Here is a 20,132-nt window from a genome sequence, read left to right as displayed (position 1 = left end):
TTACCGTGTACGTAAACGTTTTTTGTCATGTGTTAAACAGAAGAGGTCCATCTCAGGTATACTGAGCGGATATATCAACCAAGTAAAACCGTTATGAAAAAGATATACTTAATGACGATGCTGCTCGCATTCTCCATGCTGAGCGCCTTCTCACAGGTCAATCCTTTTACCCTTACCGGGAAGGTCACCGATGGGAAAACAAACGAGATTTTAATCGGCGTGTCTGTTCATGTACAGGGAACTGACAAGGGCGCCACGACAGACAAAAACGGGAATTTCAGTGTAAAGCTGAATCCGGGTGCTGTCATTGTGGTGAGTTATATTGGTTACCAGAACCAGCAGATTAATATTGGCGACCGTAAAACGTTAAATATTAAACTGATGCCCGATCCACGGCAACTTTCTGAAGTGGTCATCAATGTGGGTTACGGTACCCAAAAAGTGAAGGAAGTCACCGGCGCCGTAGGATCCATCACTGAAAAACAAATGGACCACCATGCTTTAGGCGACGTCAACACCAGCTTACAGGGTAAGATCGCAGGGTTGCAGATCACCAGCAATTCCGGTGAGCCCGGCGCAGGTGCTACTGTCAGAATCCGCGGCGCATCTTCCATCAACGGCAGCAGTCAGCCATTATACATCGTAGATGGTGTGCCTATCAACTCAGATACCTATAACGGCGGGCTGGTAGATGATGCCTCCACGTTTAGCCCCCTGTCAGATTTAAATCCACAGGATATTGCTTCCATAGAGGTGTTAAAAGACGGTACCGCTTCTATATATGGGTCCAGGGCTTCCAATGGGGTGATCATCATTACCACTAAAAGCGGAAAGAACGCTAAAAAACCGGAGATCCAGTTTTCGGCGAATGGAAGCGTGGCTGCGCTGACCAGGAAAATAGGGATGCTGAATGCCCCTCAGTTCAGAAGTGCGTATATGGATGCGGTGTATAACTTTACGGGAGCGCAGACCACCAAGGTATCTGTCATCGATTCCCTGCATCCGTATTACTCCCGGAACAATAACTGGCAGGACCTGATGTACCGCACCGCGTTTCAATACAAGGCAGATGTAAGTATCAAAGGCGCTGCCAAAGACAATAATATCAATTATTTCGTCAGTGCCGGGTATAAAGACATAGATCCTGTTATCATCAATACCAGGTTTAAGCAGACCTATGCCACTGCAAAACTTTACTACAATATCAGCAAGGCAATCTCCGGTAATACCAACTTCAATATATCTACCAACAATTATAACAGGATACTCACCGGTCTCAGTAATCAAAGTGCCATCTACCAGGCGTTAAGTACAATGCCTGTTTACGCGCCCTATGATCCCATTAGCGGGCAGATTATCCCCTTACTGGAGGGCAGTAAGCCCAACCCGATCGCGATCTCCCAATTGGCCGCTAATAAGATAGCCCGGTGGAGGATGTTCGGTAATCAGGATTTCAGGGTGAAGCTTGCTAAAGGCCTGGACTTTAAAACGACTTTGGGATTGGACTATTCCAATACAGAGGAAACAAACTTTACACCGCAGGCGCTTTTACCACAGGGGCAAATCAGTTCTTCTTACCTGACTACCGGTAAAAACTATTCCTTTATCAATGAAAATACGCTGAACTATAATACTACGCTGAACCGCAATCACCACCTGACTTTCCTGCTGGGCCAGTCTTATCAGAAATTTACGGACAACAATGTGAATGTGGTGGGCAAAGGGTTGATTGACGCCAAGATAACCACCATAAACGGCACCTCCGTGGTATCGCTGTATAACCAGAATATTGAGGAGTATAGTTTGTTATCCTATTTCGGCAGGGCCAATTATGATTACAAAGGAAAATATCTTTTCTCTGCGGTGATGAGGGCAGATGGTTCTTCGAGGTTTGGACCGCAGAACAAGTTTGGCTATTTCCCTTCATTCTCCGCCGGCTGGCGTATGTCGGAGGAGGATTGGTTTAAACCACTCCGCTTTATTTCAGATGCCAAACTCCGCGGAAGTTTTGGCGTAACCGGCAACCAGTCCATCGGCAATTACGCCTGGCAGGGCGCTTTAAGCAGCGCCGGTACTTACCTGGGAAATGTGGCCATTGTGTCCAACGGTGTTTCCAATACCTCCCTGCGATGGGAGACCACCAAACAAGTAAATATCGGTCTGGACCTGGCCTTTTTGGAGGACAGAATCCGTTTTACCGCCGATGCCTATCTGAAAAAAACTTCCGGGCTTTTATTTGATGTAGCCGTTCCCGGAACAACGGGGTATACTACCGTACCTGCCAACTTTGGCAACCTGGAAAATAAAGGGCTGGAGTTTACGCTCTCCACGCTCAATATAGACCGGGAGCTTAAATGGAATTCCACTTTTACTTTATCACTGAACAGAAACAAGGTACTCTCTCTGCCGGGTAACCAGGACTACCGTCCGAATATTTACAACATGGCCAGAGTGGGAGAGGCTGCAGGGGTGTTTTACGGTCTGAAAGCTTTGGGAGTATATGCTAACGACGCAGATAATGTTTATCAGCGCGACGCTGCCACCGGCGTTGTAACGCCTTACCGCCAGGGATCTGCCAACGGCGCCGTTTACAAAGCCGGGGATGTGATCTGGCAGGATGTAAATGGTGATGGTATCATTAATGATGCTGATTTGCAGGTGATCGGCAATCCCAATCCCGATTTTACCGGTGGTTTCCAAAATGAATTCAGCTATAAAAATTTCACGCTGTCCACTTTGATTACCTACAGCTTCGGGAATGATGTATTTAATGAAGTGAAAAGAAACCTGGATGCTTCGCCCTACGATCAGAATTTAACAACTGACCAGTTGAGAAGATGGCGGAAACCGGGAGATATTACGGATGTTCCGCGATTGGTGAAAACAGATCCCATGTTGAATTATGCTATTTCGAGCAGGTTTGTGGAAGATGGTTCTTTTATCAGGATTCAAAATCTTGCGTTGAATTACAGGATCCCTGCGAAAGCGCTGGGGAGACTGAAAGTAAGCAATGCAGTGGTAGGCTTCTCGGTAGTGAACCTGTTCACCTTTGGTTCATATACAGGATATGATCCGGAAGTAAGCTCCTCTACCAACGCACTCGCTGTAGGTGTTGACCGTGGGTCTTTCCCCAGAACCAGAACTTATAATTTGTCATTGAACTTTAGCCTTTAAGTAACATGAAACAGCAAAATCATAAAATTTACGGCCTGATATTGATTGCATTGGTTTTCTCGTTCGGTTGCAAGAGGGCGCTGGACATTGATCCTACCACTTCCTATTCCGGTTCCAATTTCTGGACTGAGCCTCCACAGGCCACTGCAGCCTTATACGGCGCCTATACTGTTTTACAGGGAGCCATGGGACCCGGATCGGTTTTATATGGAGAAGGCCGGGCTGATAATGTGGTGTTAAATCCACTGGCATTAAGTTCCCAAACGTTGAATTTATTAACCAATAATCTTAATTCCAGTTTGCCTGTTACCAGTTGGAATAATTTCTACCGGGTGATTAATCAGTGTAACCTGATTTTAAAGAATACCCTGGAGATGAAGAACAAAGGGCTTTATTCCAGCAAAATGGCGGACTATAACAGTGTAAGGGGGCAGGCCTTTGCCATGCGGGCCTTCTGTTATTTTTACATGACGCGGATCTGGGGTAAATTACCCCTGGTAACAGAACCGTTTTTGGATGCCAATCAGCCGGTGAGTATCCCGCGTGCGGATACGGCGGCTGTTTATACGCAGATACAGGCCGATCTTGATTCTGCCTCATTAGCGCCTATTCCGGCTTCCTATGCCACGGCGCCCGCTACCAGGGCGCAGTTTACAATGGGAGCGGTAAATGCCATGTATATGGACTTCTATATGTGGCGTCATCAATACACGAAGGCATTGGATATCTCACAGAAAATCATGAGTAATTCCCTGTATTCACTGGCTTCTCTGTACAATGCTTCCTCTACGGTTGATTATAACGTAAACCCGGAACTCATTGACAATACGGCTTATGCCCAGATGTTTACCAAAGGGTTTTCAACGGAATCCATATTTGAAGTGGATTATAATTTTGCAGAGCGGGCTACGCGGTCGTTTTTAATTACCGTTTATGGCGACCTGGGCTTCCAGCCTTTCTTTAAAGCGAGCGGTTATCTTTCCAGTAAATTTACTTCCACTGATTTGCGCTCGAAAATCAACTTTGATACCAATTCCGGTATCATGAAATTCTTTGAGAAATCGGGATTTGTACGGGGTACACAAGATGATAAGAATATTATTGTTTACCGTTTAGCAGATATACTGCTGTTACGTGCGGAAGCGCTGAATAAAACCGGCGATGTTCCGGGAGCGATGGCGCTGGTGAACCAGATCCGTAAGCGGGCCGGGGCTGCTGTATATACAGATGCCTCTTTCGCCGGACTGAATACCGACCAGATTGAAGACATTATCCTGGATGAACGGGCGAGGGAGCTTTGTTTTGAAGGTAAAAGATGGTTTGACCTGGTGCGTACAGGTAAAGCCAGTAAAGTGATGCAGCCTATCAATGGCCTCACCAAACCGGAAAATTATCTGTGGCCTATCAGTCTCACAGAAATCAGATTAAACCCTTCACTGGACCAAAACTCCTATTATCAATAAAATATTTAAAGATGAAAAAATTTAGTCTTTACCTAAGAGTATTTTTTCTCTGTGTGTATGTATTCGCTGTAGCGGGTTGCGGTAAATTCGAACTGCTGAAAAACGAGGACAGTAAAGGAGCGGATGCGGGCGCCAACCTGAAATCAATGACGCTGCAACAATATCTGCAAACCGACTTTAGTACCGGTTTAACAGAACTCGATCTTTTTGCAGCAGCAGTAAAACGGGCAGGCCTGATGGATATGCTGGGCACCAGCGAGGATTATACCGTGGTATTCCTCAACAATAACGGTGTTAAGCAGTTATTGTCTACCATCGGTTATGCCAGTATAGACGCGGTACCGCCGGTTATCCTGAAGAACCTGCTGGGCGATCTGATCGTGAAAGGAAAGATAAAATCTACCGACCTGGCTATCGATGAAACCCGGAAAATAGAAACCATTAACGGAAACTATATCTATTACACCAGAACAGCCAGTTCATCAGATCAGTATATACTGAACATCAACAAAGACGCGTCGCTGGGTTCTGCTGCAGCCCTGGTGAGGTCCCAGAACCTGGAGTTTAAAAATGGGGTGGCACAGGTGACCGCCCAGTTCACTTTTTACCGCTTACAGGATGACAAACCAGATGACGCTGATCCTGGCGCTCCTGTGGAAACACAGAAAATTATGGTGGCTAAAGATGTGTACGTTCGTGGCGGGCCGGGTAATTCCAATGCCAATTTCAACGATCCGGCCACCATTGATCTGAAGGCAGTAAGTGCAGCGGATGCTACTGTAGGCCGTATCGGCGTAATGCAGTATCCACTGGAAAAACCAACCTTTGGCGACAAAATCGGCGCCGCCAGAATGTATGTGTATATTTATAACACCGGTTTAACATCCGCCACTACTTTTTCTTTTGCTGCATATTTAGGAGAGAACAAAGACTGGAACGAGAGTACCATTACCTGGAATAATGCGCCCGCTTACAACGCTGTTCCTATGTCTACGCTACCCATACCCGGCGCCACTACCGGATGGGTGTCGTTTGATATCACCTCCGCCGTTACCCAGATCTATGCCAACAATGGAACGTTTATCAACGTGTTTTTAAAACATAATGTGGATAATTTCATTAAACTCCGGCCCAGGGAATTTTCAGGAGGGGCTTATGCTGCCTATATTGCTTTAACCTCCCCTCCGCAAACGCTGCTGAAACCCGGAACAATAAGCCCGCTGACAGTTTCCGCGACGAAACAGATGGCGACCCTATTGCCCGCTAACCTGAAAATGGAAGGTACCGCTGATAAAAATATTACCTATACCGTAAAACAAATTCCGGCAGCCGGATTTTTAGTGAAATACGGTATTCCGTTAGCGGCCAATGCTTCATTTTCACAGGCGGACATTGTAAAAGGAGCGATTAAATATCTGTATAACGGGTCTGGTAATACCGATCAGGTTGTTTTTGAGGCCAGAGACCAGAATGGGGGTTATTATGAATCGGCATTAAAGCTGGATATTGCCATTAACTAAGTCAGGTATGAAAAGAATAATCTGTCTCGTGATGCTTTTGCTCACTTGTTCTGCGTATACAAAAGCATCGAATAATCCTGTCTCCCCGTTTCCGGTGAGGGGTTTTCATCTCGATCTGCGTATCCAGGTGATACCCATGCCGGCACTAAAAAAACTGGCATCACAGCTGGTAAAAGGCGGTATCAATACACTGGTGATGGAATGGGAGGGAACTTATCCTTTCCTGGAAGAACCGTTGATTCCTAACCGCTATGCCTATACGCGGGAAGAAGTGAAGGATTTTATTGCCTATTGCAGTGCTATTCATCTGGATGTGATCCCGCTTCAACAGAGCTTCGGGCATGTGGAATACATCCTGAGAAATCCCAAATACAAAGACCTGAGAGAGGACCAGAAAGATTACTCCCAGATAAACCCAATACGGGAAGCGGAGGCGAAAAAACTCTTTACTACGTTGTATAAAGATCTTATCTCCACGCACAATTCCCCTTATATCCATATTGGCGGTGATGAAACGTATCTGCTGGGCCACTCGGAAGAGTCTAAGAAAAAAATCAAAGCGGTTGGCATTGGCAGGTTGTATGGCGACTATATCAAAATGCTTTGTGATGTGGTGGTGGGATTGGGTAAAAGACCGGTACTCTGGGCAGATATCGCCTTAAAATACCCGGAGGCATTGCAGGGACTGCCTAAGGAGACCATTTTTATCGATTGGAATTACGGATGGGACATCAATATGTTTGGTGATCACCAAAAGCTGATGCAGAGTGGCTTTGAGATCTGGGGAGCGCCTTCCATCAGAAGTCATCCGGATAATTATTTCCTTACCCAGTGGGCGAAACACTTTAAGAATATTACCGATTTCGTGCCTATGGCCAGGGAACTGGGATATAAAGGTATCATCATGACCTCCTGGTCTACCTCCGGATTGTATTCGCCGGTATTTGAAACCACCAGGGATATTATCGACCTGTATGCCATCCGGCATGTTTATCCCATCAGTGGATTTAATATGCTGATAGCAGCCTTCCTGGAATCCGTTAAAACCGCCAGGCCACTGGATGCGGAAGGTTTTATTAATGGTTATTGCCAGTCGCAATATGGTTTGAGCAGCAATGAGGCGAAGATGTTCTGGAAAGCCATATCCGCAGTTCCCTACGAGATTACGCAGGGAAAGCCGGTCAATACCGATCTGAGTATCGATCAAATACTGGACAGTACTAAGCAAGCATTGACAATACTGCAACAACTGAAGCCGGTTAAAAATGCAAAAGAATTTGAGCATTACCGGCTAATGACCGCTATCAGGGTACAATATCTTTCCTACCAATCCATAGAAGCCAGGGCGAATGCCCCGGAAATGACGGCCGATAAACTGAAGCCGCTGATGGCTGAGCTGGAGGCCTTGCGCACCCAGGACCTGGACAGGAAGTTTACCGAACTCAATTCCACCGTGATGTATCCGGCAGAAATTATGCAGGAAAATGCGCTGAGGAATGCCAAAATTGAGGTGTTACTCGACAGGCTGAAAAGGCTTAAATAATGTTTTGTTGTTGACTGTTTTAAAAGAGAAAATTGTATAAGATATTATTTAACGCCTTGCTTTGGGCGTTGGTTTTTGGAGCGGATACCCGTGCAGTCGCCCAACCAGGGCCGGCAACCGACCAACTGGAAATCAGTTGGCATGTTTACCAGAACAACTACCTGGGGAAAGACCAGACGTTGTTTTCGATGGGTATCCGTAATAACGGAAAAACTACATTTCCCAATAAGGGGTGGAAAATCTATTTCAATCATGGAAAAAGATGGAGTACTGTTGAAGGGACGACGCAGCTAAAGATCAATCATGTCAATGGGGGGCTGTATTATATTTCGCCGGGAAAAGACGTTGGGACACTGAGGCCGGGAGAAAACCTGGAGCAGTCCTTCGTGTCCAATTCCTGGGTGGTGAACAAGAGCGATGCGCCGCAAGGATTTTATCTGGTATGGGATACGGCTGCCGGCATCGGTATCCCGCTGCGCGACGTGAAAATATCCATCCCTGAAGACATGCATCAAATGGACCGGTTTAAGGGCGACCGGGAATTGTCTTCCGCGCAGCGTTATTTGCTCAACGAACGGGGTAAAACCCAGCAGCGGGAGCAGCCGGAAATATTCCCGACGCCGCTTGTTTACAAAGAAACGCCGGGTTATTTTAAATTGGACGCCGCCGTTGACCTGGTCACTGATCATGCTTTTGATGCCGAAGTACAGCTGTTTGCGGATGAATTGGGATTGCTGGTGGGTAAGAGGCCGAAGATCTCTTACGGAAATAAAAATCAAAAGAGCATCGTATTTGAAAAAGACAGCTCCGTTAAAGAAAACAGTTATCAGCTTCGTGTAGCCCCCTCCGGTATCCTGATTACGGCTAACAGCGCCAGGGATATTCATTATGGCATACAGTCTTTAAAAGTGTTGCTGGATCCTTCTGCCTATGCTACCTCCGGGAAAAGGAAAACCATACCCGTCAAATGTGTGGAAGTGGAAGATCGTCCCTTGTTTGGGTTTAGGGCGATGATGCTGGATGTAGCGCGGAATTTCCATTCCAAAGAAGCGGTGATGAAACTGATAGACCTGCTTTCTCTATACAAGTTTACCACGCTGCATTTTCATCTGAACGATGATGAAGGCTGGCGATTACAGATCCATGCATTGCCTGAACTTACCAGTGTAGGCGCTAACCGTGGTCACGGGATCAATGAGCAGGAAAGTCTGATGCCTTCATACGGGTCCGGCCCATTGGCGGGGAGACCGGCGGGCAGCGGCTTTTATTCAAGAGCTGATTTTGTTGAAATCTTACAATATGCGAAGCGCCGGCATATCGACGTGATCCCGGAAATAGAAACACCGGGGCATGCCCGTGCGGCCATTATTTCGATGCAGGCGAGGTATCATCGCCTGATGAAGTCCGGCGATACTGCCGGGGCAAAAGCTTATTTACTCAGAGATATGGCAGATACTTCTGTGTATCGTTCGGTACAGCAATGGAATGATCATGTGATGGATGTGTCTTTACCTTCTGTATATCACTTTTTGGAAACCGTTACAGATGAGATTATTGACATGTACAAAGAAGCGGGCGCGCCGCTACAGACCATCCATTTTGGCGGAGATGAAGTGCCTGCCGGAGTTTGGACGGGATCGCCATCTGTGAATGCGTTGAAGGAAAAACATCCGGAAATAAAAAATGCGGCGGATCTGTGGGATTTTTTCTTCGACCGTATTGCTACCATGCTGGAACAAAGAAAACTATATTTCTCCGGTTGGGAAGAAACGGCGCTGAAGAAACCGGCTGTTCCCGGCCGCAAGAAATGGCAACCGAACCCTTTATTCCTGGATAGGAATTTCCATGTGAACGTATGGAATAATATGGCTGGTAACGAAGATCTGGCGTATAGACTGGCTAATTCGGGCTATAAGGTTATTCTATCTTTTGTGACCAATTTTTATTTTGATATGGCCTATGTCCGGGAGTTTGATGAACCCGGTTTTAACTGGGGAGGGTTTATCAACCTGGAGCAGGCATATAAGTTTATTCCTTTCGATTATCTGAAGAACCAGCATACAGATTATGTGAACAGGCCTTTACCGGCGTCGATGCTGCGGCAGTTTGAACCGCTGACGGAACAGGGGAAACAACATATACATGGTATTCAGGGCCTGCTTTGGTCTGAAACAGTTAGTAGTCCGGATCGGCTGGAGTATATGTATTTGCCCAGGCTGCTGGCCTTGTCGGAGAAAGCATGGGCTGCGCAACCGGAGTGGGCGGTATCGACAGATACGGTAGCATCCAAACGGTTGTATGAGCGGGACTGGTATACCTTCACGACATCAGTCAGCAGAGAACTGAAACGGTTGGACTATTACGGTGGCGGCTATACGTATAGAATACCTACGCCGGCAATCAGGCTGGATAATGGGATGGTGAGCGTTAATACAGATATTCCTGGTTTTCAGATCCGCTATACGACAGACGGCACTATTCCAACTATTAAAAGCAAACTGTATCAACAACCATTGAAACACTTAACCGGACTTCGTTTCAGGGCTTTCAATGATGCAGGCAGGGGAGGGGCTGTCAGTCAGTGAGCCGTTACCGCAGGGCATTAAAATTTGAACTGCTACCATGTTTCCGCTACAGGTCTTAGTTTTAGGTTGATATTAATTTATTTGTTTAACCTAACTCTGTCTAGCATGAAACATTCTAATGGATGCTACATTAGCTCATTCATCTGTATTGCATCATTAACGCTCCTCTTTGCCTGCTCCAAGGGCGATAAAGATCTGAAAGACCCTGCCCCAATACCCAATGCGCAGGAAAGCATGACCAATTACCTGGTTCATCAGGGTTTTGATCGCCAGCATATTGTCTTTGATAAAGACCGTGTGGTGATTGACGGGGATATTATTATTGGTATGAATGACCTCAAACAACGTACAGCCGATTGGGAAGCTGAACAGCGCTCTGGTGTACCTGCAACAGAACAGAAGAGAGGACCTTACCTTATTTCGAATGCTTATAATAATAACGTGAAATTTTACATTGATCCGGGGGTGCCTCCGGTTTGGGTAACAGCCATTCAGGGTGCGGTTGCTAACTGGAATTCCGTGAACGGTACCCGGTTGAGGTTGTCTATCGTAAACAACCTGGCGAGTGCCAATACCCGCGTTTTTATGGGTTATGAAAATTCCAACTGGATCGCCAGGGCCTATCTGCCTGCATCAGATAACAAACCCGGGGTAACTGTTGAAATTAATTCCAAGTACAATACCCTCTCCGCTACCCAGCAGCTGTTTGCTATCACTCATGAATTTGGCCACACCGTGGGTTTTTACCATACTGACCAGGCCACAGGTACCCAGATACCAGGAACACCACTCACAGATCCCAACTCTGTGATGAATTCAACTGTACTCCCCTGGAATGGGTTTACAGCTGGTGACATCAAGGCTACACAGGTATTGTATCCGCTGTAACAAAAATGGAGGAGGATTTTTTAGGGTTGACTGAACGTGTTGCCTCAAAAGCATCATGCTTTTGAGGCAACACGTCAGGCCTGCTATCTCACCCTGTCCGGGTGAAAATACATTCTGGCATAATCCAGCATGAATGGTCCCGGCGTTACTACATATTGCTGTACTAATCCTTTTTCTCCGGCGAGGGGTAACTGCATACCGGAAACGGCTATCCTGCTTTTACCTTCATTGTCTTCAAACGCCCACTGATCGGTGGTGCCGGTTCTGGTGAAACAGAGGCTGGCGGCATCATCTACATTGGTTTTGGTATTAAAATCTGCTCCGGCTAAATAATCTGTATACAGCCAGTTGCCAGGTTTTACATTCTTCGCCAGATAAGTTCTGTACTCCTTACCGTTACTATCTGTTCTGAAAAGGAATATATCCAGTGGTGTATCGTTATCGGTATAATGAATATAAAACCCCAGTTTATTGGTAGCTACATCTGCTGCCGGTGGTTGTACCTCCTGCACTTTGCCATTGAGATATAAAAAGCTGATAGCGGCTTTTGTTTCACCGGATGGCAGTGGTTTACGCAGGATAACCTGTTTGGTGACGGTATCTGTGATGACTACCGTTTTCTGTTGTTGATTTTCGGTGTAAGCATATGCTACACTGAATTCGAATTTTTCCGTTGGCTTAAATACTTTATCACCAGCGTATACGGTGGTGTCTATCGTTACCCGGAGTGCGTTTTCGGAGCCGTTATAGCCGTTAATGACTACATGCATAGCTTTCCGGACATGCAGTTCTTCTTTGTTGCAGGCTACGAGAGCTGTTGATAGTAAGAACAGTAGCTGTGCGGCCTTTTTAAGTCTTTTCATTTTGGTTGTGTTTTACAATTCCAGTTTTTTAACGAATCTCATGCTGTTACCGGCGGGTGCTTCTTCGAATATATATATCCTGGAAGACGCTGCTGATGCGGCCGGCTTGGGTGCGGTGGTGGACGTTGCGTGCCAGGTGTAGGCAGAACCTGCTGTATAAAATTCGTTGGTACCCGCTTTATATACATACACCAGGAACAGTACCGGTGTTGGTTGTCCGTTGTAAGTCTGGCCGGTAGTAGAGAACGTCGGAATACTTACCGGTGCTGAAAATTCATTGGGTTTTACATTTTTAATCCGGGCAATTTCTTCAAACACTTTTGGGGTGAAGTAGTATTTACCCAGCACAATATCCACCGGCTCCGTATAGTGGGTAACGGTAGGGTTGAACATATAGGATATTTTTATTTTTCCCTCTTCAAATGCCGGTATTTCGGGCATTTTGTTCATTTGTCCATTGAAGTAAAAGAACTCAAATGTAGCGGGACTATCTTCCTTTTTCAGTGCTTTGTTCATCACTACTTTACCGGTACCTTTTTCCGTGATGCTTAGATTCACCGTGGATTGGCTAAAAGGAATGATACAACCTTTGGTAGCATCAAATTTTCCCGGGTCTGCCTGGGTAACGTGGAAGGTATCGAGTTTGACTTCCAGCGATTCCTCGCTTCCGTTGTACCCTTTCACAGTAACAGCCAGCATATTGTCTTCATAAAGAAAATCGGGCTCTTTTTTATTACAGGCCAGCAGTGTGCCCGTCAATACGGCAAAAAGTATATGGATCGTTTTCATTTTTTTTGATTTTAAGCATTAGAATGTATAGGCCGCGGTTAAACTAAAGGAAGCGCCTACTTTCCGGACAAAAGTTTCTTTATCGCCTACTCTCACTTTGGTTTTCCCGTCAGTGGAGGTTTCTAAATGTCCTTCTTCATATTTCTGGGAGAAGCCGTCTTTCCACTCATAGATTTCCGACCATTCGGTTGCGGTGATAAAGGAGCCTGCGAGTCCCTGCCATTTATCCTGAAGTTTATAGGTGTCGCTGCTATTGATGTAGAAGCGGTAGGGGCTGTTGGTAAGGTTGCTCATATTGAACCTTACATTCAGCTTTTTATTTTTCAGGAAGGAATAGCTGATCTGTGCATCCAGCTGGTTACGGGGGCGTTCGTATTCTACAATGTTGGGTTCCATACCGGTGGCGAAGGTTTTATAACCCATATGGTTATACGCGATATTAGCACCCAGGCGATCGCCGCTGTATTGCAACCCGAGGTTGTATAGTACCGGCACCTGGCCATACAGCGGACGTTTTTCTTTCACCATTTTTTTAGTGCGGTAGGAGTAGGTGTTACCGTATATGTCTGCGCTCATTGATTTGCTTTCATACTGGGACGCCTGTACGGTAGATGTCTGGAGGGTAAGGTTACCACTGAAGTATACATTATCCAGGAACTTCCAGCCGGGATTCATGAAGCCGAGACTCTTCCGCAGGTCTGCTTCCCAACCATGTACCTTCGCCCATTCGGAGTTGCTGGTGGTGAGGTATACCCGCATGCTGGCATCTGTCCAGTTGCGGTACAGTTCTACCGGCTTATCGAAGTATTTGTAGAAATAACCGAAGGAGAGTACTTCACCTGGCTTGGGATACCATTCCAGGCGGAGATCGTAGTGATCAATAACAGTGGATAACACACCTTCATTGCGACGGTAACCAGCCACCGAGGGGTCGTAGCGTATCATTAATGAGTTTTCGATCAATGCCGGGCGAACCACTGATTTTGAATAAGCTGCCCGGATGTTGAAGTTGCTGAACGGAGTGGCAGTAAGGCTGGCAGAAGGCAGGTAACGCCAGGCTTTTTCTTCTGTTTCCGCGTTGGCAGTGGCAGTTACAATCTTCCCTGTTTCCGGATCAACATATTTGTTTTTGTCGCCTTGTTCTATCAGCTTGTCAATAGCCAGATCATTGGCGCTATTTTTAAATCTTTCGTATTTGTAGTATTCTGCTCTGATGCCCCACACCAGTCTAAGCCATTTGTTAAATCGGTTATCCAGCATAGCATATAATGCCTGGTTGTTATTCTTACCCTCATATCCATTTCTGGAGAAAGCGGCCGGATAATACAGGAGATCTTTCTGCGGATCTTTAAAATCCAGGAACTGCCCCCATTGTTGCACCGGTACAAAGGGATACACATTGTTTCCCGTTTGTACGTTACCGATAGGCAGGATAATCCAGTCGTACAGCCCATGCCGTTCCATAAACTGATAACCTGCTTTTACCACCTGTTTTTGTCCCGCCAGTTTCAGCTGATAGCTGAGCGCGCCTTCCGCTATTTTATTGGTTTCGCGGTAATAATATTGCCCTCTGTTGAAAGTCCCGTAGCCGGGGTTGGTCAGCGCAGTAGGCATGACATTGTAAACGGTTCCATTCAGCGTTTTGTAGGGATAGAGCCAGGCTTCTACCGCATCCAGTTCGTTGTTGGTAAGACTGTTACGCGCCAGGTTCCATTCAAACTTAAAGTCACCCAGCGTATGTTCACCATTGATACGGTTTTGCAGCATATCAATGAACTTGGGGCGGTCATATTCCCGGATTTCCGGCAGTTCACCGCCGATTTCATTCCCCCAGCCTACAATGCGGGAGAACTGGTTGTTAAAAACGCGGGAGTAGAAATTACGTAAAGTGATTTTGTGGTGTTTAGCGCTCCAACCCATGTTCAGCAATGCTCCCCAGGAGGTAACATAGTTGTATTGATTGGAGAAGGTGGGCAGCAGCTCTTCGCCGGTGACAGCATCATAACGGGTATTACCCAGTTTTTCCCAGTTCCCTCTTTCAAAACGGGGAATATCATCGATGGACTGTTCATTCCGATAGCTCAGGGAACCTACAAATCCGAAGCGGCTGTTGTGGAGCTGGTAATTACGGCCCAGGCTGAGTTGGTAGCTCTGTCCGGGAGCTGCTGTGTAGGTCCGGGTACCCAGGCGTTCGAAGCCTCCTATTCTTTTGTTTTGTGCGGCTATCATGGCCGGGGTGATCGGTGTCACACCAGCAGGAGGCAAGGCATTAGGGTCAGTCAGTTTATAATTATCGTTGGTAAAAACCATCAGATCTTTAGGGAAATGGTTTCTGCTGCCGTCGTCAAATCCCAGGTAATCTTTTTTACCACGGCCGTAACCCAGAAAGTCGTGGCCGGTACTGCCGGAAATATATTTGGTGCCCGCACTGATGGTGGTGAAATTTTCGTTGGGGATAGCGAATGTGTTCACCTGTACCAGGCCTCCGCCGAAACCGAAGCTCATATCCGGTGTAGCGGTTTTGGATACCACCACATTATCTATCAGGTTGCTGGGGATAATGTCGAATTCGAAGTCACGTACCTGTACGTCGGTACTGGGCAACACGGCGCCATCCATCATGGCGATGTTATAACGCTCTGCTATGCCCCGTACTACCACCCGGCGATTATCAACCGTACTAACGCCGGAAATACGCTTCAGTGTTTCTCCTACGTTTTTGTCCGGCAGCGCAGATATTTGTTCCCGGCTAATACCATTGGAGATGCCTGCTTCGTTTTTCTGGCGGGTATACAATGAGGCAGTCGTTTCCTTGCTGGCGGAAGAAGTAATGACTACGCCGGTTAATGTTCCCTTCTGCCGTTTCATGGTTACATTCAGCTGAAATGTTTGTCCATCCTTTATGTCCACATCTGTTACCAGTTTGGAAGCATATCCGACGGAACTGATCCGGAGCTGGTATTTCCCTTTTGGCAGCGCGATACTGAAGGAGCCATCTGTTTTACTGGTAGTACCCAGACTGCCTATACGTATAGTTACCCCCGGCAGCGGATCACCTGTTTCTTCGTCGATGATTTTTCCGGCGACGCGGCCGTTTACCATGGCGGCACCGGTTTCAGGGGTAGCAGTTGCCGGCTTTAGTATAATGGCGCCATCGCTGATACTATAGGCAATGCCGGCGGTTTTATGCAGTGTTTCCAACACTTCTTTTACAGAGGGACTGGTGGTATTGAAGTGTAAGCTCTTGTCCAAACGCTCACTGACCTCTTTTCCGTAGGTGAATTGAACCGGTTCCACTTTTTCTATTAATGCCAGGACTTCCTTGCCCTTTATATCTTTTTTGACAAGTTGAACGGATTTTGATGTCACCTGTGCCGAAACGGTGTTTATAGCCAGGGATAGCATACTGAATAAAAAACAAATGATACAGCGTATCTTTTTTTGCATAACTTTATTAATTAGATGTTACAGACTTCTTATTGGAACTGTGCGTTTAACAGTGCTGCGTCGGTGGTGAGATACCAGCGTAGCATCATCCGGTCTGGAAACGCAGACCGGTTTTTTTGTGGCTTTAATCTTTGATCATAAGTGTAGCAGGGATTTAGGTTGGTTAATAAATGATGATCCTGTTATTCTCTTTTTTATATTGAAAGCCGATAGTGGCAGATAATAATGAAAGTGCTTCCGTCAGCGACCGGTCTTTGATCCGGATAGTGACCCTTTCCTGTTGCCATTTTGTAGCCGATACGGTTATAGGTACATTGTACCAGTCGGAGATAGATTGTACCACCTCTTCAAAAGGCGCCTGATTGAATACCATTCCATGTTTCCACCATTCACAGAGCAGAGGGGCATTTACTTCGTCGATAACAAAATTGTTTTGTTGTACGTTGTGCCGTAGCCGTTTGCCGGGGAGCAGATCGGCCAGTGGGCGGCCATCGTATTGTACGTTTACTTTCCCGGTGCTTACGGTAACGGTCGTATGAAGACTATCCGGTGCCGTTACTTCAAAGGAGGTACCCAGTACCCGGGTGTATAACTTGCCCGACTGTACGTAGAAAGGTTTGCCGGGGTTGGATTTTACTTCGAAAAAAGCTCTTCCGGAGAGAATAATAGCCCGCTCCTGCGTGTTAAAGTTATCAGGGATAGTTAGGGTGGTGCCGGGAAACAGATGGGCTATACTACTGTCTGGCAGCTGTATTGTTTTGGCGGCGCCCATTAATGCGGTAATCGTTTGTACCGCGGGAGATGGTTGTTTTAATGAGGCATTATAAGACCATATGGAGCAACAAAGCAATACCGCAGCAGCTGCTGCATAGCCCATCCAGGAATGGAACTTCAGCAGGGATGTCCCGGATGACCAGTCGGTACGCTGCGTAAATGATTGCCAGAGTGCGGCGTGGATAGCCTGTTTATTGGGGTGCTGCAAAGGTTCGTTATCCTCAGGCCGGGCTTGCAGCCATGCCTCTACTATCTTCTTTTCGGATGCTGTAGCCGTACCCTGGAGATACTTGTCAACTATTTCCCTAAATGTTTCTGTGTTCATATAACAAGGAACTTTTCAGGTTCCTGATTATATGCCTCCGAAAACAGGATTTTAACTATCGGGGTATTGTTACCAAATTATTAACAACTAGTTTCCCTGTAGAAATATGGCTAACAGGATAGCTTCTTTCAGATGCTTTTTAAGCTTTTGATAGCTGGCATTCAGTTGATTCCGGACCGTTTGTTCGGAGATGTTTAACAGGCCGGAGATTTCTTTTACGGAGAGATTTTTTTCCTGGCGTAACCGGTATACCTGTTGCATTTTTTCGGGTAGCCGGGTGATTTCATTCGCTGCCATCGTTGCTAATTCCTTCAGATGCAAAGGTGCTGTATAGCTGTTTAGTTCCGGTAAGATGGTTTGCTCATATTCCATGCTACGGTCGGCCATCCTGGCGGTGCGGGAAAAATGGTTCAGTACTTCATATTGAACAGCGGTATGGAGATAGGCAGCCAGCGAGGTTTCTATATCCAGCGTGGCTCGTCTGGACCATAAACTGATCATGACTTCCTGCACGATATCCTGTGCATCCGCTTCGGATTTGAGCCGGTTGAAGGCATAGACGTACAACTTTTCCCAGTACCTGTCGAAAAGTGTTTTAAAGGCAACGCCTTTATCTTGCTTTGCCTGAAGCCATAGGTCTAAGTCGGTCAGTTCGGTAAATGCCATGGAGTGCAGAAAGTGCAAAAGTATAGGGGTTTTCTTCAAATACTAAATTTTTGCAGGAGTAATGTGTGGGTTTTAATATCTTCTTTGGCATGTAATGACCTGTGGTCGGGTATGTTGGGGTGAATGTTATCTTAATATTAAGCCATGGAAAGCATTCGTTTCAAAATAGTAAATCTGTTTCTCCGGAAGTAGTATGTTCATGTTCTCCGCCGGCTTTTTTTTATTTCTCGTTCCTGCTCCACGGCTTTTACGCCTTCGATTTTGACCTGGCTAATAGGTCGCCCGTTTAACTGTCCAATAATGATCCCTCCCAGCCAGATAACTTCGTCTACAGAAAAGCCCAATTTCTTGAGCTTTTCTGCAATTTCAACTACGTTGTTCTCATCTTCCACGGTTGCAATAAACCTCATGGTGACTGGTTTGATAGCAAAAAGTTCCTATCCAAATTTAAGCAAATTACCGCAAAGACGCGAGGCCGGCGCCGACGTCGGTAGCGCTGAGATTCAGTCGTTTAGCGGTTTGTGTTAATTTTAACCATATTTCGGCGGCACTGGCAGTAGGGTTCTGTTCCCAATAAAGGGCGGCTAAGCCTGCCACAAAAGGTGCTGCCATCGAGGTGCCGGAGTCTACCGCGTAGTTTTGGGTAGCCAGGTAAGCGCTGATAATTTTCACGCCTGGCCCTACCAGGTCAATTTGCCCGCCTCCATCGGCCGTGCCGCCACAGCTATCGTTGTATAGCTGCAAGGAGGCATCAACAGCCCCTATGGCCATTACAGAAGGGCCATTGGCCGGGTATAAAACCGGAGCGATATAACCGTACTTCCGGTTACTTTCATTACCTGCGGCGGCAATTAACAGTGTTCCTCTTTTTAGTGCGGATGCTGCTACTGTTTCAAAGGCTACCGACTCTTGATCATCTGGTTTTACGCTACTGCCTAATGACATAGAGATGATTTTACATTGATTAGCTACCGCCCATTGTACTGCTGTAATGAGATTGCCCTCCCGCCCTTTGCCCTGGTTGTCAAGAACTTTGCCGACATACAGGGCTATGTTGGAAGCAACGCCATATCTGTATTTCAGGATGTCATGATATTGGCCACTGGCTATTCCGGCGCACATGGTGCCATGACCTTCATCATCTTCGGCGGTTGTACTTTCCGGAATAAAAGACCGGGAAACCACCTGCTTACCTCTAAAGTTGGGGTGCTGACTGTTATATCCTGTATCCAGTATTGCCAAGCGTATATCCTTCCCTGTGAGTGCGGATTGGATGCAGTTTGTGGCATGAACACCCCAGCTGGCTGTTTTATCGTCAATATAGGCAGCTGCTGGCGATACTGAAGACGATTCATTTAATGCATAAATCCATCTTTCTGGTTCACGGCTCAGGAATTTCCCTGAACCGGTGTTGCTGTTCATTAATTTTACCAGCTTATCCTGACTTTGACTGTTGATGAGCGCTACATTGAGGTCATGAAACACAATCCCGTCGCCCTGCATTTTGGCCAGTTCAAGCGCAGATTCGGGTTGAGAAAGATAATCACGGCTACTGGCAATTTTCAATGAACTTTTTGCAGCAAATTTCTCAAGTGTGGAAACATCCATATCCGGATTTAACACCACCAGCTGATCGCCGGTAAAACGCGGCAGCTCGCTGATCTTACGTCTTCCGGTGGTTTGATCTGCAGGGCGTTGCTGCAGGAAACTGATCAACTGTTCTTTCAGGTTTTGAAGATTTTCCACTCCGCTAACAGTATGTGGATTAAAATTCTGTAATGCCACTTTCAGTTCTACCTCATTTTTATCATCGACAGTCACTGTGAACGGATGTTTCCCATGAATGGTGGTTAATGTGCCTTTCTCAACAGTAGTGGTTTTGCGATTCTTAGGTTTGGTAGTAGCAGACTTTTTATTGTTTCCCTGAATCTTCGGCATTGCGGCGGGGGCCCAGTGTCCGGGAAAGGTCGCAGCAGCAGGTGCTGCTACTGCCTTTTTGGGAGCGGTTTTCCTGGTGGCTTTTTTGGGAGCCGGTTTTACAGCCATCTTTTTTGAGGCCTTTTTGCCTTGATGTGATTTGGCCATCTTATGTTGA

13 protein-coding genes are annotated in these 20,132 nt (G+C 46.5%); 6 read left to right on the top strand and 7 right to left on the bottom strand.

The annotated features are described in order from the left end of the window. Positions 1–93 precede the first annotated feature (93 nt). The 6 genes from ICL07_RS07870 to ICL07_RS07845 all read left to right on the top strand — a co-directional run bounded on the left by ICL07_RS07870 (position 94) and on the right by ICL07_RS07845 (position 11,173). Complete coding sequence (locus tag ICL07_RS07870; protein WP_188087372.1) at positions 94–3,174, top strand: SusC/RagA family TonB-linked outer membrane protein; 3,081 nt, start codon at positions 94–96, stop codon at positions 3,172–3,174. 5 nt (positions 3,175–3,179) lie between these two features. Next, complete coding sequence (locus tag ICL07_RS07865) at positions 3,180–4,637, top strand: RagB/SusD family nutrient uptake outer membrane protein (RefSeq protein ID WP_188087371.1); 1,458 nt, start codon at positions 3,180–3,182, stop codon at positions 4,635–4,637. Positions 4,638–4,648: 11 nt separating this feature from the next. Then, positions 4,649–6,157, top strand: coding sequence for a CBM96 family carbohydrate-binding protein (locus ICL07_RS07860; RefSeq protein WP_188087370.1), 1,509 nt, complete (start codon positions 4,649–4,651; stop codon positions 6,155–6,157). A 7-nt stretch (positions 6,158–6,164) separates the two neighbouring features. Further along, complete coding sequence (locus ICL07_RS07855) at positions 6,165–7,700, top strand: family 20 glycosylhydrolase (RefSeq protein ID WP_188087369.1); 1,536 nt, start codon at positions 6,165–6,167, stop codon at positions 7,698–7,700. Between the two features lie 32 nt (positions 7,701–7,732). Continuing rightward, positions 7,733–10,285, top strand: a complete 2,553-nt coding sequence (locus ICL07_RS07850; RefSeq protein WP_188087368.1) for a family 20 glycosylhydrolase — start codon at positions 7,733–7,735, stop codon at positions 10,283–10,285. A gap of 105 nt (positions 10,286–10,390) precedes the next feature. After that, complete coding sequence (locus ICL07_RS07845; protein WP_188087367.1) at positions 10,391–11,173, top strand: M57 family metalloprotease; 783 nt, start codon at positions 10,391–10,393, stop codon at positions 11,171–11,173. An 83-nt stretch (positions 11,174–11,256) separates the two neighbouring features. Here the strand turns inward: ICL07_RS07845 and ICL07_RS07840 are convergent, their stop codons facing one another. The 7 genes from ICL07_RS07840 to ICL07_RS07810 all read right to left on the bottom strand — a co-directional run bounded on the left by ICL07_RS07840 (position 11,257) and on the right by ICL07_RS07810 (position 20,122). Further along, the gene (locus ICL07_RS07840) at positions 11,257–12,036 is read right to left on the bottom strand and encodes a hypothetical protein (protein WP_188087366.1); all 780 of its coding nucleotides are present in this window, start codon (positions 12,034–12,036) and stop codon (positions 11,257–11,259) included. Positions 12,037–12,048: 12 nt separating this feature from the next. Continuing rightward, on the bottom strand, positions 12,049–12,825 hold the full coding sequence (locus tag ICL07_RS07835) for a hypothetical protein (protein WP_188087365.1): 777 nt from the start codon (positions 12,823–12,825) through the stop codon (positions 12,049–12,051). A gap of 18 nt (positions 12,826–12,843) precedes the next feature. Continuing rightward, positions 12,844–16,194 carry a TonB-dependent receptor gene (locus tag ICL07_RS07830; protein ID WP_223151774.1) on the bottom strand — a complete coding sequence of 1,117 codons (3,351 nt, stop codon included), beginning with the start codon at positions 16,192–16,194 and terminating at the stop codon, positions 12,844–12,846. Between the two features lie 241 nt (positions 16,195–16,435). Continuing rightward, positions 16,436–17,371, bottom strand: coding sequence for a FecR family protein (locus tag ICL07_RS07825; RefSeq protein ID WP_188087363.1), 936 nt, complete (start codon positions 17,369–17,371; stop codon positions 16,436–16,438). Between the two features lie 87 nt (positions 17,372–17,458). Beyond that, on the bottom strand, positions 17,459–18,076 hold the full coding sequence (locus ICL07_RS07820; RefSeq protein WP_223151773.1) for an RNA polymerase sigma factor: 618 nt from the start codon (positions 18,074–18,076) through the stop codon (positions 17,459–17,461). Between the two features lie 158 nt (positions 18,077–18,234). Continuing rightward, on the bottom strand, positions 18,235–18,447 hold the full coding sequence (locus tag ICL07_RS07815; RefSeq protein ID WP_188087361.1) for a hypothetical protein: 213 nt from the start codon (positions 18,445–18,447) through the stop codon (positions 18,235–18,237). Positions 18,448–18,493: 46 nt separating this feature from the next. After that, on the bottom strand, positions 18,494–20,122 hold the full coding sequence (locus ICL07_RS07810) for a S8 family serine peptidase (RefSeq protein ID WP_188087360.1): 1,629 nt from the start codon (positions 20,120–20,122) through the stop codon (positions 18,494–18,496). Positions 20,123–20,132: the final 10 nt, after the last annotated feature.

The sequence above is a fragment of the Chitinophaga qingshengii genome, from assembly GCF_014529935.1.
GTDB classification, from domain to species: Bacteria; Bacteroidota; Bacteroidia; order Chitinophagales; family Chitinophagaceae; genus Chitinophaga; species Chitinophaga qingshengii.
Note: the sequence above shows the minus strand (reverse complement) of the source record. Positions and strands in the feature narration are given on the sequence as shown.

Excerpts from the sequence above, each read along its gene's own strand:
- ICL07_RS07860 (WP_188087370.1), top strand. The coding sequence starts at position 4,649 with ATGAAAAAATTTAGTCTTTACCTAAGAGTATTTTTTCTCTGTGTGTAT.
- ICL07_RS07855 (WP_188087369.1), top strand. The coding sequence starts at position 6,165 with ATGAAAAGAATAATCTGTCTCGTGATGCTTTTGCTCACTTGTTCTGCG.
- ICL07_RS07870 (WP_188087372.1), top strand. The coding sequence starts at position 94 with ATGAAAAAGATATACTTAATGACGATGCTGCTCGCATTCTCCATGCTG.
- ICL07_RS07825 (WP_188087363.1), bottom strand. The coding sequence starts at position 17,371 with ATGAACACAGAAACATTTAGGGAAATAGTTGACAAGTATCTCCAGGGT.
- ICL07_RS07815 (WP_188087361.1), bottom strand. The coding sequence starts at position 18,447 with ATGAGGTTTATTGCAACCGTGGAAGATGAGAACAACGTAGTTGAAATT.
- ICL07_RS07840 (WP_188087366.1), bottom strand. The coding sequence starts at position 12,036 with ATGAAAAGACTTAAAAAGGCCGCACAGCTACTGTTCTTACTATCAACA.
- ICL07_RS07835 (WP_188087365.1), bottom strand. The coding sequence starts at position 12,825 with ATGAAAACGATCCATATACTTTTTGCCGTATTGACGGGCACACTGCTG.
- ICL07_RS07865 (WP_188087371.1), top strand. The coding sequence starts at position 3,180 with ATGAAACAGCAAAATCATAAAATTTACGGCCTGATATTGATTGCATTG.
- ICL07_RS07845 (WP_188087367.1), top strand. The coding sequence starts at position 10,391 with ATGAAACATTCTAATGGATGCTACATTAGCTCATTCATCTGTATTGCA.
- ICL07_RS07810 (WP_188087360.1), bottom strand. The coding sequence starts at position 20,122 with ATGGCCAAATCACATCAAGGCAAAAAGGCCTCAAAAAAGATGGCTGTA.